Annotated in this window: 11 protein-coding genes; 6 read left to right on the top strand and 5 right to left on the bottom strand. The window is 39.6% G+C overall.

Going from position 1 to position 14,658, the window contains the following annotated elements; all coding sequences use genetic code 11:
• Positions 1-5: 5 nt before the first annotated feature.
• The 4 genes from H0486_RS16180 to H0486_RS16165 form a co-directional block, all read right to left on the bottom strand.
• The gene (locus H0486_RS16180; protein ID WP_228353986.1) at positions 6-1,166 is read right to left on the bottom strand and encodes an ArsA family ATPase; all 1,161 of its coding nucleotides are present in this window, start codon (positions 1,164-1,166) and stop codon (positions 6-8) included.
• A gap of 17 nt (positions 1,167-1,183) precedes the next feature.
• The gene (locus H0486_RS16175) at positions 1,184-1,414 is read right to left on the bottom strand and encodes a hypothetical protein (RefSeq protein WP_228353985.1); all 231 of its coding nucleotides are present in this window, start codon (positions 1,412-1,414) and stop codon (positions 1,184-1,186) included.
• 13 nt (positions 1,415-1,427) lie between these two features.
• Complete coding sequence (locus H0486_RS16170; protein ID WP_228353984.1) at positions 1,428-2,612, bottom strand: ArsA family ATPase; 1,185 nt, start codon at positions 2,610-2,612, stop codon at positions 1,428-1,430.
• A 95-nt stretch (positions 2,613-2,707) separates the two neighbouring features.
• A complete protein-coding gene (locus tag H0486_RS16165; protein WP_228353983.1) occupies positions 2,708-3,205 on the bottom strand; it encodes a MarR family winged helix-turn-helix transcriptional regulator in 498 nt (165 codons plus the stop codon).
• Positions 3,206-3,701: 496 nt separating this feature from the next.
• Here H0486_RS16165 and hydE point away from each other — a divergent pair, with 496 nt between their 5' ends.
• The 3 genes from hydE (at position 3,702) to hydF (ending at position 7,503) form a co-directional block, all read left to right on the top strand.
• A complete protein-coding gene (gene hydE / locus H0486_RS16160) occupies positions 3,702-4,751 on the top strand; it encodes a [FeFe] hydrogenase H-cluster radical SAM maturase HydE (protein WP_267024095.1) in 1,050 nt (349 codons plus the stop codon).
• Between the two features lie 28 nt (positions 4,752-4,779).
• Positions 4,780-6,198 carry a [FeFe] hydrogenase H-cluster radical SAM maturase HydG gene (hydG, locus tag H0486_RS16155; protein ID WP_228353982.1) on the top strand — a complete coding sequence of 473 codons (1,419 nt, stop codon included), beginning with the start codon at positions 4,780-4,782 and terminating at the stop codon, positions 6,196-6,198.
• A 111-nt stretch (positions 6,199-6,309) separates the two neighbouring features.
• A complete protein-coding gene (gene hydF, locus H0486_RS16150) occupies positions 6,310-7,503 on the top strand; it encodes a [FeFe] hydrogenase H-cluster maturation GTPase HydF (RefSeq protein ID WP_228353981.1) in 1,194 nt (397 codons plus the stop codon).
• Positions 7,504-7,772: 269 nt separating this feature from the next.
• On the opposite strand, the gene H0486_RS16145 is transcribed toward hydF, so the two are convergent.
• Complete coding sequence (locus tag H0486_RS16145; RefSeq protein WP_228353980.1) at positions 7,773-9,461, bottom strand: WG repeat-containing protein; 1,689 nt, start codon at positions 9,459-9,461, stop codon at positions 7,773-7,775.
• 426 nt (positions 9,462-9,887) lie between these two features.
• Here H0486_RS16145 and glgB point away from each other — a divergent pair, with 426 nt between their 5' ends.
• The 3 genes from glgB to glgA are packed head-to-tail and all read left to right on the top strand — an operon-like array spanning position 9,888 to position 14,619.
• Positions 9,888-11,810 carry a 1,4-alpha-glucan branching protein GlgB gene (gene glgB / locus H0486_RS16140; protein WP_228353979.1) on the top strand — a complete coding sequence of 641 codons (1,923 nt, stop codon included), beginning with the start codon at positions 9,888-9,890 and terminating at the stop codon, positions 11,808-11,810.
• Between the two features lie 22 nt (positions 11,811-11,832).
• Positions 11,833-13,071, top strand: a complete 1,239-nt coding sequence (locus H0486_RS16135) for a glucose-1-phosphate adenylyltransferase (RefSeq protein WP_228353978.1) — start codon at positions 11,833-11,835, stop codon at positions 13,069-13,071.
• Between the two features lie 33 nt (positions 13,072-13,104).
• Positions 13,105-14,619: a glycogen synthase GlgA gene (gene glgA / locus H0486_RS16130; protein WP_228353977.1), complete on the top strand. Its 1,515-nt coding sequence runs from the start codon at positions 13,105-13,107 to the stop codon at positions 14,617-14,619.
• Positions 14,620-14,658: the final 39 nt, after the last annotated feature.

Raw genomic sequence — 14,658 nt, 5'->3', positions numbered from 1 at the left:
GCAAATCATTCAAACAGGATATTTAATTTTCCATCCTTATAAGATGCATTCTTAACTTCTTTATTCCAGAGCTTTTTTGGTAATGTAAATTTTCTACGTTCGTTTTTAATTATTAGTGTCAGCTCATCACCACTATGCAATAAGTCCATATCCTTTATCTCGAAAAACGGAAGGTGGATAGAAAAGCAATCAAAATCCTCCTCCTTTCTTAGGGTGAAGATGGTATCCTTGAATAGTATATCTTCTGGACTAGACGAATTATATAAAGCAGCACCAACAGCCTGTAATCGCTCGAGGGTACGAAGCTCTTGCTTTAACAGTTCTAATTGGAAAACGGGAATACCAGCAAAGCTTTCCTTTATATCTGTTAGCGCCTCCGCCTGATTTTTAATCCATTTCTGAAAATATCCGGAAAGGGACTCCATGGGATATACCTTGTTAACGATGATGGCATCCACATTATAATCATACAGATGCAGGAAGGAAAAGTTCCGTTTCGCCTCCTTGATTACGATTTTCTCAGGAGTTGTTACAATTCGGATACTGACTACCTCTTTGTTATTCATAAGCTCCTTTAGCTTCCTTAGGTTATCACTGAGTGTTTCCACTTCATCGAAGAGACTATCCTTTGGCATGGGTATTTTCGTGATTTTTTCCACGGTAGGGCCTGCTACTTTTATGGCTTTACGCTTTATGGGTAATAGCTTATCAATCCATTCACCAAACATCTCCGGATATTTCAATAGCGACAGGGTTTCACCCGTCGGAGCACAATCAACAATAACAACATCGTACTGATTCTGTTCATAGATTTCTTTTATCTTGAATAATGAGGTTAATTCCTCAAAGCCAGGAAACACAAGAAGCTCCTCTACTTCAATACTATCACTGCTTCTAGAGGTTAATAGCTTTTTGATATAATCCTTCAGATTCCCCCAGGCACGTTCACATTCCTCAATGGCATTGATCTCCATAGCATCCAGATGATCTGTGATACGGGTTGGTTCATAACCCAGCTTCTTATCAAGAGAATCCCCCAGACTATGGGCCTGATCCGTGCTCATTACCAATACCTTCTTTCCAGTGCTGGCGATTTTACAGGCGGTGGCAGCAGCTACGCTGGTCTTTCCTACGCCACCCTTACCAGTATATAATATGATTCTCATGGCAAATCCTCCTTCCGTTATGATTCAATGGTAACCTTATGAACCTTTTTACTTGCTGTTTCCTCTGAAGTATTGTTCTTACATTTTGTCTCTGTAAATTCTGACATGGCATATTCTTTAACAAGATCTATGACCTCATTTTCCAGATCTGATATTTTGTTAACCATTTTCTCAGGTATAATTTCTTTCAGTGCTTCATATTGCATTTTTTTAGCCTTCATCATTTTAATTATAAATGCTTTATTCATAATCTTACTCCTTTCAATCCTTATTTTCCGGCTCAAACTGAATGGAAAGAGTTCCATCGAGAAGCTTAGCCGAGGTTACACTATGGTTACGAAGTATATCCGGTATGGGAATGCAGCGTTTAAAATTGCCTATCCGAATAATCAGATCGTGTTCCGCCTGATGCATTGCTATATTTTCTTTGTTGGTACAAGGTACGGATAGTGTTAGTAAATATCCATTATTCTTTTTTTCAAATACTTCATTTGGTTTTTTCGCTCTGACGTCGAACAGGTCCTCGTCCGTCAATACATCCTTTACTATGCGATCCAATGCATCCATACCGGTAATATCAATCTCATACCATTTGATATGAGCAATGGGGATATCACCAAAGACGTGCTTAAGCTCCTCAAGATATTTGGTCTGCAGGTAGATCCATTCCTGAAAGAATTCGGTGTCTACCTCCTGGGGAAGTATGCGATTAATAAATAAACCATCAATGTTGAAATTATATAAATTTAGATACATATAATTTCGTTTGGTTTCCTCCACCACCATTTTCTCCGGAATTGCTACTAGGCGAATACTGGTTATCTCCTGATTTCTTAGTAAGCCCTGCAGACCTGCTAATCGCAGATAGAGCTTCTCAATATCGTTCATTGCGTTCTGATCCGGAAGTTCAATCTTAAAGAATTTCTTGCCGATGGGGCGAAGGACCTTCAAAGCAACTTTTTCAAGAGGAAAGAACTTCTCCATATACCAGGATAATAATTCTGGGAACTTTAGTAAGGACAAGGTTTCTCCTGTTGGAGCACAATCTACGATGATTACATCATATTGATTACTCTCATAAATATCATTTATTTTCAATAAAGAGAATAATTCTTCCATTCCAGGAAACATGGACATATCAGCGAAATCCTCAGAGGAATTACCCGATTGTATGTTAGGCAGTAGCTTGTCAATGGCATTCATCATGGAACGATAATCATGCTCCATCTCATAGGTCGGATCGATTTCTAAAGCGTATAAATTATCCGATATTTTCGTAACCTCCCTTCCGATGGGCATTTCAAACAAATCTCCTAAGTTGTGTGCCATATCTGCACTTACAATAAGTGTTTTCTTTCCCATTAGGGCTGATTTCCTGGCGTGTGCAGCTGCCACGCTGGTTTTCCCCACACCACCTTTGCCCGTGAAAATAATAATTCGACTCATACTTTTACCTACCTTTCTTTATATAATTCGTCAACAGAATAGTTCGAGATACGAAGTAAAATCTTTAAATAGAGGAGCTATCGGAATAGCTCCATTTATTCGATTGGAATTCTTTTTACTTTTTTCGCCGTTGGTGGTTCTTGTTTTAAAAAGAGAGTGCCATCTTGTAAGATGTCAAATATTTTCCTGATAATCTTTATAGCAGAATCCAGCTCATCATCCGTAAGTCGGGAGAGGACGAGAGTAAAATATTGCCCAAGCTCATTCAATTGCTGTTTTAAGGTATCTTTACCATAGGAGCTCATACTGACGGTAACGATTCGCTTGTCTATGAGGTCTCGTTGACGAATAATTACATTCTTCTTTTCCAAACGACTTACAATTCCGGTCACTGTATTCAGAGGGACACCTAGATAATCAGCAATTTCAGTCATATTCACGGTACCTTTACGATAGATTAAGAAGAGAGTAAAGGTCTCATTTTTTGAGTAATCTAAAAAGGTATTGTTCCATTGCTCTGGAAAAAATAAAAACTTACACTGGTCTATAAATTGGAAGATAATCTCTTCCAAAGACTGATCTCTTATATTCATTCTATCACTCCAAAATTACTTCGCGCTTCGAAGTATATTTATACTATACACCGATATTAGAAAATGTCAAGGGGTTATTTTGATTTCATTACAGTAAAGCTTCAATGAAACAGAAGCTATTATATAGTGAAGTTATGATTCCAGAAGAAAAGCTATTTACAAACACATAGAAATGAAGTATAATTGTTAAATAAATAACAAAAAAGTCGTGCTGACAACGAGGGTGTGCCCGAGTGAGAAGGCGAAGAATAGAGTAACTACTGAAGTTAATACTGCAGTTTATTGTTAATCCGTGTATTCCATTTGATAAGTTTTAATCGGATTACAAGTGTATTCCTGAAGGATTAAATTATAATATTCCCGAGGGATTTACATGAGAGAATGTATGCAGATTAATTTGGTTGATTTTCTATCCTTGTGCTTTCGCAGCACAAGGATTTTTGTCGTGTAAAGAACATATGTGAAACACTTTGAGTGAATAGAAAGAGAGATGGATATGTCGAATATAAGAGAGTTAATCAGACAATTAGAGGAAGAGAGAATTCTAACCAAAGAGGAGTTCGTTGACCTGCTTGGGAATCTTACTGCTGAAGATGAGATAGTACTGAAGGAGCGAGCAAATCTAACTTCAAGAAGATACTTTGATAATAAGGTCTATACTAGGGGCTTAATTGAATTTACCAACTACTGTAAAAATGATTGTTATTATTGTGGAATTCGCAGAAGCAACCGAGCGGTAGAGCGTTATAAATTGACCATGGAGAACATTCTGGACTGTTGTAGAGAGGGACACAAATTAGGCTTTCGTACCTTTGTACTACAGGGAGGAGAAGACGGAAGAATTTCGGATGATGAGATTATCACAATCATACACAAGATTAAAGAGGAGTTCCCGGACTGTGCTTTAACCTTATCCATTGGTGAAAAGAGCTACGACAGCTATTTGAGCTATTACAAAGCGGGCTGTGACCGGTATTTGCTACGTCATGAGACGGCGAATGAAGAACATTATCGTAAGCTGCACCCGGATAATTTATCTCTGGAAAATCGAAAGCAGTGTCTAAGAAATTTAAAAGAAATTGGTTATCAGGTTGGCGCAGGCTTCATGGTAGGTTCACCTTATCAGACCTTGGAACATATTGCAGAGGACCTGCTTTTTCTGAAGGATCTCTCGCCTCATATGGTTGGAATTGGACCCTTTATACCGCACCATGAGACGCCATTTGCCAATCAGGCAAAAGGAACCTTAGAGCAAACCTTAATCCTAATTAGTGTGATCCGGCTTATGCTTCCCAATGTATTGCTACCAGCTACGACTGCTCTAGGCACGATACATCCCAATGGCAGGGAGATGGGTATACTTGCCGGAGCCAATGTGGTTATGCCCAATCTTTCGCCAACCAATGTAAGAAAGAAATACGAACTGTATGATAATAAAATATGTACCGGAGACGAGGCTGCTGAATGCAGATTCTGTCTGGAAAGAAGAATGAAGAAAATCGGCTATGAGCTAGCAGTGGATAGAGGAGACTTCCAACCAATCTAGCAAAGGCCAAATAAAAGGAGAGAATAAGATGTATAATGTGAAATCAAAAAAAGCAGAAGAATTTATTAATCATGAGGAAATACTGGAGACCTTAGAATACGCTGATAATAATAAAAACAATAGAGAGCTGATTAACCAGATACTAGAGAAAGCGGCTCAGATGAAAGGTATTTCCCATAGGGAGGCCTCTGTATTACTGGCGTGTGAGCTGGACGATGTAAAAGAAAGAATGTATCAGCTGGCTATGGAAATCAAAGAACGTTTTTATGGAAATCGAATTGTTATGTTTGCTCCGTTATACTTATCCAATTACTGTGTAAATGGATGTGTATACTGTCCCTATCATTATGTCAACAAGCATATTACAAGAAAGAAGCTAACACAGGAGGAAATACGCAGGGAAGTAATCGCGCTTCAGGATATGGGACACAAGCGACTGGCTCTGGAGGCAGGAGAGGACCCGGTAAATAATCCTATAGAGTACATTTTAGAGAGCATTAAAACCATATATTCCATTCAACATAAAAACGGTTCCATACGAAGAGTGAATGTGAATATTGCGGCTACCACTGTGGAGAATTACCGCAAGCTTAAAGAAGCCGGAATAGGTACTTATATTCTATTCCAGGAGACCTATCATAAGGAAGCCTATGAGGAATTACATCCAACCGGACCGAAGCATAATTATGCTTATCACACAGAGGCTATGGACAGAGCCATGGAGGGTGGTATTGATGATGTAGGTCTTGGTGTACTGTTTGGTCTTAATCGTTATCGTTATGATTTCGCCGGTTTATTAATGCATGCCGAGCATCTTGAAGCAGCAATGGGTGTGGGACCTCATACGATAAGCGTACCCAGAATTCGACCGGCTGATGATATAGATGCCTCAAGCTTTAAAAATTCCATTTCCGATGATATATTTGAGAAAATTGTAGCGATTCTTCGTATCGCTGTCCCTTATACAGGTATTATTATTTCCACCAGAGAATCACAAAAGACCAGAGAGAGGGTATTAAAGCTTGGTGTATCACAGATCAGCGGTGGATCCAGAACAAGTGTGGGAGGTTATGCTGAGGCTGAACCGGAGGAGGAAAATTCTGCACAGTTTGATGTGGAGGATACCAGAACATTGGATGAAGTGGTAAACTGGCTCATTACTTCTGGTTACATTCCGAGCTTCTGTACTGCCTGCTACCGGGAGGGAAGAACCGGAGATCGCTTCATGTCATTAGTGAAGTCCGGACAGATCGCAAACTGTTGTCAGCCCAATGCTTTAATGACACTTAAGGAATATCTGGAGGATTATGCTTCCAAGGATACGAAAGAAAAAGGAGAAGCCTTAATCGAAGAAGAACTTAAGAAGATACCAAATCCAAAGGTTCTTTCCATTGCTAAGGATAACTTAGTAAAAATATCGGAGGGCAAGAGAGATTTCCGCTTCTAAAGTAGAGTATACTTTATGAGATTCAAAAAGTCATAATACCAATAGAAACTAAGAAGCTAATGTTTGCTTAATAAAATACGTTTTATAGTTTGTTTGGAAATGGAGGATTATATGAGTTTAAACGACACACCCCGTGCTAGTCAACTGCATATTGGCATCTTCGGAAGGCGTAACAGTGGAAAATCAACCTTAATCAATGCGCTTACCGGTCATAATACCGCGTTGGTATCAGAGGTAGCCGGGACCACAACGGATCCTGTATACAAAACCATTGAAATACATGGCATTGGACCCTGTGTATTAATCGATACCGCCGGGTTTGACGATATGGGTTATCTCGGTGAAATGAGAGTGGAAAAAACCAAAAATGCCATGAAGAAAACGGATGTTGCCATTATCGTATGCAGTGATGAGGATGTAAGCCAGGAAGTAGAGTGGGCATTAGAATTCAAGAAACGTAAAACTCCGGTGGTTTTGGTCATTAATAAGATTGATCAAATAAGCAATACGGATAAAATCCGGAATAAATTATGGGATGCTCTTAAGGATGAACCAATTAAAATCAGTGCAATATCAAAGCTGGGAGTCGAAAGAATACGAGAGGAAATCATCCGCAAGCTTCCGGAAGACTATGATGCAAGGAGTATTACGGGAGATTTAGTTCAGCAAGGGGATACCGTTCTGTTAGTTATGCCTCAGGATATTCAGGCACCGAAAGGCAGACTGATTCTGCCCCAGGTTCAGACCCTGCGAGAACTCCTGGATAAAAAATGTATTGTACTGAGCAGTACAGCGGATCAATATGAGGAGGCACTTTCAAGCTTATCCAAACCACCGAAGCTTATCATCACAGATTCACAGGTATTCCCGTTGGTATACGAGAAAAAGCCCGCTGAAAGTATGATTACATCCTTTTCTGTGTTGTTTGCAAGCTACAAAGGAGATGTGGACTACTTTGTAAAAAGTGTGTATGCATTGGAATTATTAACGGAGAAATCCAAAGTCTTAATTGCTGAGGCTTGTACCCATGTTCCACTGAATGAGGATATTGGAAGGGAAAAGCTTCCCAGAATGCTTCGAAAGAAGGTAGGAGAGGGATTAACCATTGTGAATGTCAGTGGTAATGATTTCCCGACGGATCTTTCAGACTATGATCTGGTAATCCAATGCGGGGCCTGTATGTTTAATCGTAAATATGTGATCAGCAGAGTGGAGCAGGCAAGAAAGCAGAAGGTCCCCATGACCAATTATGGCATCGTAATCGCCTACTTAACGAATATACTTGATAAAATAACAATAGTATAACTATTGAATAAGAAAAATAACATACGTAGCAAGATATCATTCTATAGAAACCTTGTAATATGGCTGCTGCAATAGTTAATATGAGGGGGGGTATGACTTACCATAATGCACTGTCGGGAGAACCTGTTGCTGGTTTTGTGTGTCTCAGACGAATAATTATTGTTCGTCTGAGACATACAAAATCAGTAACATGTCCTCCCGTCTGTGTGTGAGGTAAGTCATAACCCCCCGCTCAATAACTATGCAGCAGCCCCCTCTCCCCATTATCATCAGTGAAAGCATTTCCAAAAGGCTCCATCTTTATCGATGAGATCATCAATTTCCTCAAAGGGAATCGGAAATTCAGGGAAACCAGCTGCATAAGCAGCAATCTCATAGGGATAGAAATAAATAATTATGGAATCCTCTGTAATCTTAAAACACTGTTGTTCTGAAAGGGTCTCAATTCCATCCACTAAATACATAGAATCCTCGGAATTGGATTGATCTGCAATCTGGGTATTGATTAGCTCAGTAAGCCTTTTCCTATATTCACTGTCCGGCAGGAATAAATCGCTCAGGTCATAGAATTCGCCGGTATTACTATCAATAAAGTAATAATCAAGGACTGGCATCCCATGAGCTGCACCGAAGTAATAGTCATAACCGGTCCGTTCCACAATAAGAAGATCCGATATAAAGCTGACTGTATTGTGATCGTCTATAGATACCATGTCATCCTCTTTATAGTCTGCACGAACATCAACAAATAGCCTTTTTAGTTCGTCATTGATCTTCTGTTGAACGGTGGCATCTTTCATATTCTCAAATTGCGGATAATATACTAAAGCGTATTTATTTGATTTATACTTCATGTTCTTAATAGTGATACCATTTGAAAGAGTACGTGTAGTACTATTCTTCCATAAAAGGGTTCCATCTGTTTTCTGGTATATAAGATCATTATCGATCTCCGCTTTTATCACATCACCCAGTAAGGTTAATGTGCCTCTTCCTTCAAACTTCGGTAAGGAAGTCACCTCTTCCCCGTTCTTATCAATAAAGTAAGTATAAGTGCTGTCTGTAGCAGAAGCATAATCTCCATAGAAGGAACTAATATCATATAGTTTGTAATCAGTCAGCTGTTCACCCTTATTATTCATTATTGCTACGGGAGCAGACATGGTCTCATAATATTCGAGGGAAGGATCCTTCACTCCGAAGAGGTCATTACCAAGATATATCACTTCTGTATAAATATCAGGGAGAATAGGTCCTTCGCTTAATGAGATAACTCCAAAGTGAGTATCATCATTTTCATAAATAAGATAGCCATCTACTAATCTGGGATATTTATATTTTTCATCAATCTCATATTGCTCTAGGATATTTCCCTCCGTATCAATCATTGCATAGGTTGATTCTCCTGTGGATACATACGCAGTAAGATTCTCATTAAAATCAGTGGCATTGAGAAACTGGGGTTCAATTACGACTTCACCCGAAGTGTTGATGTATCCATATCGTAAATCTTCATTGACATGGGTACTAAATGCCGCCAGCCCCTGATGAAAATCTCTCATATCAAAACAATCCTGAAATATTTTGTTATTGTATGTATCAATAGCAAAGCAATTATAGTCTTCACCATACACAATAGCAATTCCATCATGAAAATCTGACGCTCTGTAATAGACAGGCGGAATGACTATATCACCGAAAGAATTAATATATCCGTATTTGCGCATTCCATCAATATCTTCAAATATTGTATATAATTCCTCACCATCTACTGGCTTTGGTGTAACCTCTGGAGTTGGTTCAGCAGTAGGGGTTGGAATAACGGACACAACTGGCAAGGCTGTGGGTGAGATGGAAGACTCCCTGTCAATATTCGATGTTGTAACATCCGTTTTTTTAGAGCATCCCATTAGGAATAAAGATAATAATACGAGTAAGAAAATTAATGATTTTTTCAAAGTTATAACCTCCGTAGTCTTTTAGATAAATTGGTTATGTAGGAAGCATCCATTCTATATTCAGTATATATGAAAATGAAAGCAATATAAAGTATTATATGCAAAAACTGCAAGATATGTAAATATGTCTAAAGATAACAGAAGTTGAATATAGTTTTTTATACTGATATATGCAGGGACAGGTATTTTACAAAATTAAAATGGTCAAACACAAATCAGATCAAAAGATAATATATTAACAACGCATTGTGTTAATGCTGGTTACCATAAATAGGAAAAAAGCCTCAAATTTTATATTTAATAAAAAGTTTTTGAAATAATAGGAATATTTTAGAAAACTCATCATATATTTTCTATATTGAGGCTGCATTGAGATGTGGAGGAGCATGGCGTAGATATACGGATAAGACTGGGAGGAATAGGCAGATGATAATCCAAAAGAATCAAAGCTACATGACGGAGGAACAGAGTACTCTGTTTCACCAAGGAACTGATGTTAAAAGCTATAAAATGCTTGGTGCTCATTTTGTAAAGCAAGACGATGGGAGGGAAGTTGTATTTCGAGTATGGGCACCAAATGCCAAGTGGGTTAGTGTAGTAGGGGAGTTTAACAGTTGGAATATTTATAAGCATCCAATGAAAAGGGTAAATCAATCCGGTATATGGGAAATCTTTGTGCCGGATATCGAAGAGAAGCAATTGTATAAGTATGCAATCGGAACATCGAAAGGGGAGGTTTTGTATAAGGCCGACCCATATGCATATTACTCGGAGCTCAGACCGGGAACAGCTTCGGTGCTCTATGATATTGAAAACTACTCCTGGCAGGATGAGGGTTGGGAGAAATATAAATCGGATAATCCACCAAGTCAATACCCGATGGTTATCTATGAGGTTCACTTAGGATCCTGGGATCGTAAGGAGGATGGCAGCTTTTACAGCTATCGCGAAATTGCGTCCAAGCTGGTGGATTATGTCATCACAATGGGGTATACCCATATTGAGTTCATGCCAATCATGGAACATCCCTTTGACGGCTCCTGGGGGTATCAGGTTACAGGTTATTATTCAGTAACAAGCAGATACGGAACACCGGAGGACTTTATGTATCTGGTGGATTTATGCCATCAAAACAGGATTGGCGTTATTTTAGACTGGGTACCGGGGCATTTTCCTAAGGATGCTCATGGTTTAGCGAGGTTTGACGGAACAGCATTATACGAACATGAAGATCCCAGAAAGGGAGAACACCCCCAATGGGGTACGCTGATTTTTAATTATACTCGTAACGAGGTACAAAGCTTTTTAATATCAAATGTAATTTTCTGGCTGGAATACTATCATATCGATGGTTTTCGTGTTGATGCGGTTACCAGTATGCTTTATCTGGATTATGCACGGGATGAATGGATACCGAATTGCTACGGAGGGAGAGAAAATCTGGAGGCTGCAGCATTTCTTAAGAGGTTGAATGAAACAGTGTTTTCCTTATTTCCGAATACCCTGATGATTGCGGAGGATTCCAGTCAATGGCCAATGGTAACGGGCCCGGTACAATATAGTGGCCTGGGATTTTCCTTTAAGTGGAACATGGGTTGGATGAATGATACCCTAAAATACTGCTCCATGGATCCATATTTTCGTAAATGGAATCATAACCTATTAACATTTTCATTACATTATGCATTTTCTGAACAGTTTATTCTACCTCTATCGCATGATGAGGTTGTACATGGAAAACATTCTCTTCTGGATAAAATGCCGGGAGATTATTCACAAAAATTTGCAGGACTTCGTGTACTGTTTGCTTATATGATGGCACATCCCGGAAAGAAGCTGACCTTCATGGGAGGGGAGTTCGGACAGTTCATTGAATGGAAATTCGATGATAAACTGGACTGGCTTCTTCTGGATTACGAAATGCATCGAAAAACGCAGGAGTATGTGAAAGAGCTTAATCATTTTTATCTTAAAAATCCTAGTCTTTGGGAGGATGACTCTGGTTGGAATGGGTTTGAATGGATTAATCCGGATGATCAGGATCAAAGTGTACTATCTTTTATAAGAAAAGGTCATAATCCTCAGGAATGGGTTCTTGTGATTGCAAATTTTACTCCGGTATTCAGGCCGGAGTATCGAGTGGGGATACCAAAAGCAGCAGGGTGTATAGCGATTTTTAACACGGATGATATTCGTTTTGGAGGTTCCGGATTAGCAATAGAGGAGGTGTATATCGCAGAAGAGTATCCATATAATAATCGTGAGCATTCCGTAATCCTGAAGGTACCGCCCCTATCCGTTGCATTTTATAAACCGATAGCATCGAAACTTGATAAATATACGACATAATTTTTAAAGGAGGTCATAGAATATGGTAACTAAAAAATGCGTTGCCATGCTGTTGGCAGGAGGGCAGGGAAGCAGGCTGGGTGTGTTGACCAAGAATACAGCGAAGCCCGCTGTACCCTTTGGCGGAAAATATCGTATCATAGATTTTCCATTAAGCAACTGTACGAATTCGGGTATTGATACCGTTGGAGTGCTGACTCAGTATAAACCCTTAAAATTGAATTCCTATATTGGAATTGGTCAGCCATGGGATTTGGACCGTCTGAACGGTGGGTTAACTATTTTACCCCCCTATATGAAGCAATCCATGGGAGAATGGTATTCAGGTACGGCCAATGCCATATATCAAAATATAGAATTTATCGAAGCATATCAACCGGAATATGTATTAATCCTATCCGGAGATCAGATATATAAGATGGATTACAGTGCAATGCTTAGGTACCATGAAACCAAGAAAGCAGATGTCACCATTGCGATATTAGAGGTGCCCTGGGAAGAAGCAAACCGTTTTGGAATTATGAATACCGATGAAACTAACCGTATCTATGAATTTGTGGAAAAGCCGAAGAGTCCAATCAGCAATAAAGCATCCATGGGGATATACATATTTAATTGGAAAAAGCTTTTAAAATACCTGATAGATGATCAAAATAATCCAAATTCAAGCAATGATTTTGGTAGAGATATTATTCCTAAAATGTTAAATAATAACGAGCGAATGTTCGCATATCCGTTTAAAGGTTATTGGAGGGATGTTGGAACCATACAAAGCCTATGGGAGGCCAACATGGATTTATTGGAGGAGTCGCCGGAGCTTGATTTATATGATCCAGGATGGCGCATATACTCAAGAAATCCTGTGGAACCTCCTCACTTTATAGCCCTGGGAGCCAACGTCAGGCGCTGTATTGTTACGGAGGGAGGAATGATTTACGGAGACGTATATCATTCGGTATTATTCTCGGGAGTTACGGTGGGAAGAGGAAGTAAGGTTACGAACTCCATTCTGATGCCAAATGTCAGAGTGGGGGAAAACGTTATTATAGAAAATGCCATCATTGCAGAGAATGCAATGATTGGTGATAACTGCCACATAGGATATCGGGGAACTCTTGAGGATGAGTGCAAGCTGGAACCTAAGAATAGTGATGATATAACTGTGATTGGAGAAAATTTGACACTGCCCAACGGTTTTGTACTGGATAAGGGAGTTATGATAGACATTGATAACTTCCGGGCTTATCAGGCGGTGGTCTAATCAGATAAATAACTATATAAATGGGGGAATTTTATGCGTAAGATTTTAATGGCGGCATCGGAGGCAGGTCCGTATGCAAAAACGGGAGGATTAGCAGATGTGCTGGGATCTTTGCCCGTAGCATTACAAAAAGAAGGAACAGATACCAGGGTTATCATGCCGAAATATGGTACCATCGCTTCAGAACTAAAGGAGAAGATGGTGCATCTGTGTTATTTCTACGTAAATATTGGCTGGAGAAGTCAGTATTGCGGTATAGAGATGGCAGAGGAAGGTGGAATAACCTATTACTTCATCGATAATGAATACTATTTTAACAGGGAAGGATATTATGGCTATCAGGATGATGGGGAACGGTTTGCATTCTTTTGCCGGTCAGTGCTGGATGCATTACCACATATCGATTTCGTTCCGGATATACTGCACTGTCATGACTGGCAAACTGGAATGATACCGCCGCTTCTGGAAGCCCAGTATCGCAGCTTGCCGTTGTATCGGGAGATAGCTACCGTTTTTACGATACATAACCTAAGATATCAGGGTATCTATGGTGTATCGGATATGAAGGATTGGTTTGGATTGGGAGATGAATATTTTACTTCAGATAAGCTGGAGTTTTATGGAGGAGCAAGCTTCCTTAAGGGTGGCTTAACTTATTCACAAATTCTAACCACTGTAAGTGAAACTTATTCAGAAGAAGTAAAATATCCGTTTTTCGGAGAGCAATTGGATGGGCTTCTGAAGGCACGGGAAAAGGATTTGTATGGTATTCTGAATGGCATCGACTATGATGAATACAACCCAAAGAATGATCCCTATCTCTATTATAACTTCACGAAATCGAACCTAAACGGAAAGAGCGCTAATAAGAAGGCCTTACAGCAGGAATTGAATCTTATGGTGGATGAAAGCCTGCCGATGATAGGGTTTATCTCCAGACTGGTGGATCAGAAGGGGTTGGATTTGATCGCGTGTGTGCTGGATGAGATACTTGCAGAACAGGTTCAGCTTGTTTTTCTGGGGGCAGGGAGTGAGAATTATGAAAATATGCTGAGAGATGCCATGTATCGTTATCCTGGTAAAGTATCTGCAACGATTCGATTTGATAATGCACTGGCTCATAAGATCTATGCGTCCTCGGACTTCTTTTTAATGCCTTCCTTATTTGAACCCTGTGGTCTGGGTCAACTCATCAGCCTACGTTATGGAACCCTGCCGATAGTAAGGGAAACCGGAGGACTTAAGGATACCATCCTTTCTTATAACGAAGAAACCGGCGAAGGGAATGGCTTCAGCTTTACCAACTATAATGCACATGACATGCTTTTTACTATAAAGCGGGCATTAAAGCTATACAGTAAAAAAACACTCAGAGCGAAGCTTAGAAAATCAGCCATGTCCTGTGATTATAGCTGGCGGAGCTCCGCGAAGAAATATATTAAGCTATATGAAAAGTTAATCATCCGCAATAAATCGGAGAGAGCTGAGTTTTCCTATGAGGAAAGAAGTAATCCAGCAGTGATATCACTGATACCAGCAATTGAATAGATTAGCAGTAATCGGGTATACACCAAATGTTAATGCTTC

Origin of the sequence: Variimorphobacter saccharofermentans (assembly GCF_014174405.1) — a bacterium.
Lineage (GTDB): Bacteria > Bacillota > Clostridia > Lachnospirales > Lachnospiraceae > Mobilitalea > Mobilitalea saccharofermentans.
Note: the sequence above shows the minus strand (reverse complement) of the source record. Positions and strands in the feature narration are given on the sequence as shown.

What these genes read in the sequence shown, in the direction of transcription:
- H0486_RS16135 (WP_228353978.1), top strand. Translation starts at nt 11,833, where the DNA reads ATGGTAACTAAAAAATGCGTTGCCATGCTGTTGGCAGGAGGGCAGGGA.
- glgB (WP_228353979.1), top strand. Translation starts at nt 9,888, where the DNA reads ATGATAATCCAAAAGAATCAAAGCTACATGACGGAGGAACAGAGTACT.
- hydG (WP_228353982.1), top strand. Translation starts at nt 4,780, where the DNA reads ATGTATAATGTGAAATCAAAAAAAGCAGAAGAATTTATTAATCATGAG.
- glgA (WP_228353977.1), top strand. Translation starts at nt 13,105, where the DNA reads ATGCGTAAGATTTTAATGGCGGCATCGGAGGCAGGTCCGTATGCAAAA.
- H0486_RS16170 (WP_228353984.1), bottom strand. Translation starts at nt 2,612, where the DNA reads ATGAGTCGAATTATTATTTTCACGGGCAAAGGTGGTGTGGGGAAAACC.
- H0486_RS16165 (WP_228353983.1), bottom strand. Translation starts at nt 3,205, where the DNA reads ATGAATATAAGAGATCAGTCTTTGGAAGAGATTATCTTCCAATTTATA.
- hydE (WP_267024095.1), top strand. Translation starts at nt 3,702, where the DNA reads ATGTCGAATATAAGAGAGTTAATCAGACAATTAGAGGAAGAGAGAATT.
- H0486_RS16180 (WP_228353986.1), bottom strand. Translation starts at nt 1,166, where the DNA reads ATGAGAATCATATTATATACTGGTAAGGGTGGCGTAGGAAAGACCAGC.
- hydF (WP_228353981.1), top strand. Translation starts at nt 6,310, where the DNA reads ATGAGTTTAAACGACACACCCCGTGCTAGTCAACTGCATATTGGCATC.
- H0486_RS16175 (WP_228353985.1), bottom strand. Translation starts at nt 1,414, where the DNA reads ATGAATAAAGCATTTATAATTAAAATGATGAAGGCTAAAAAAATGCAA.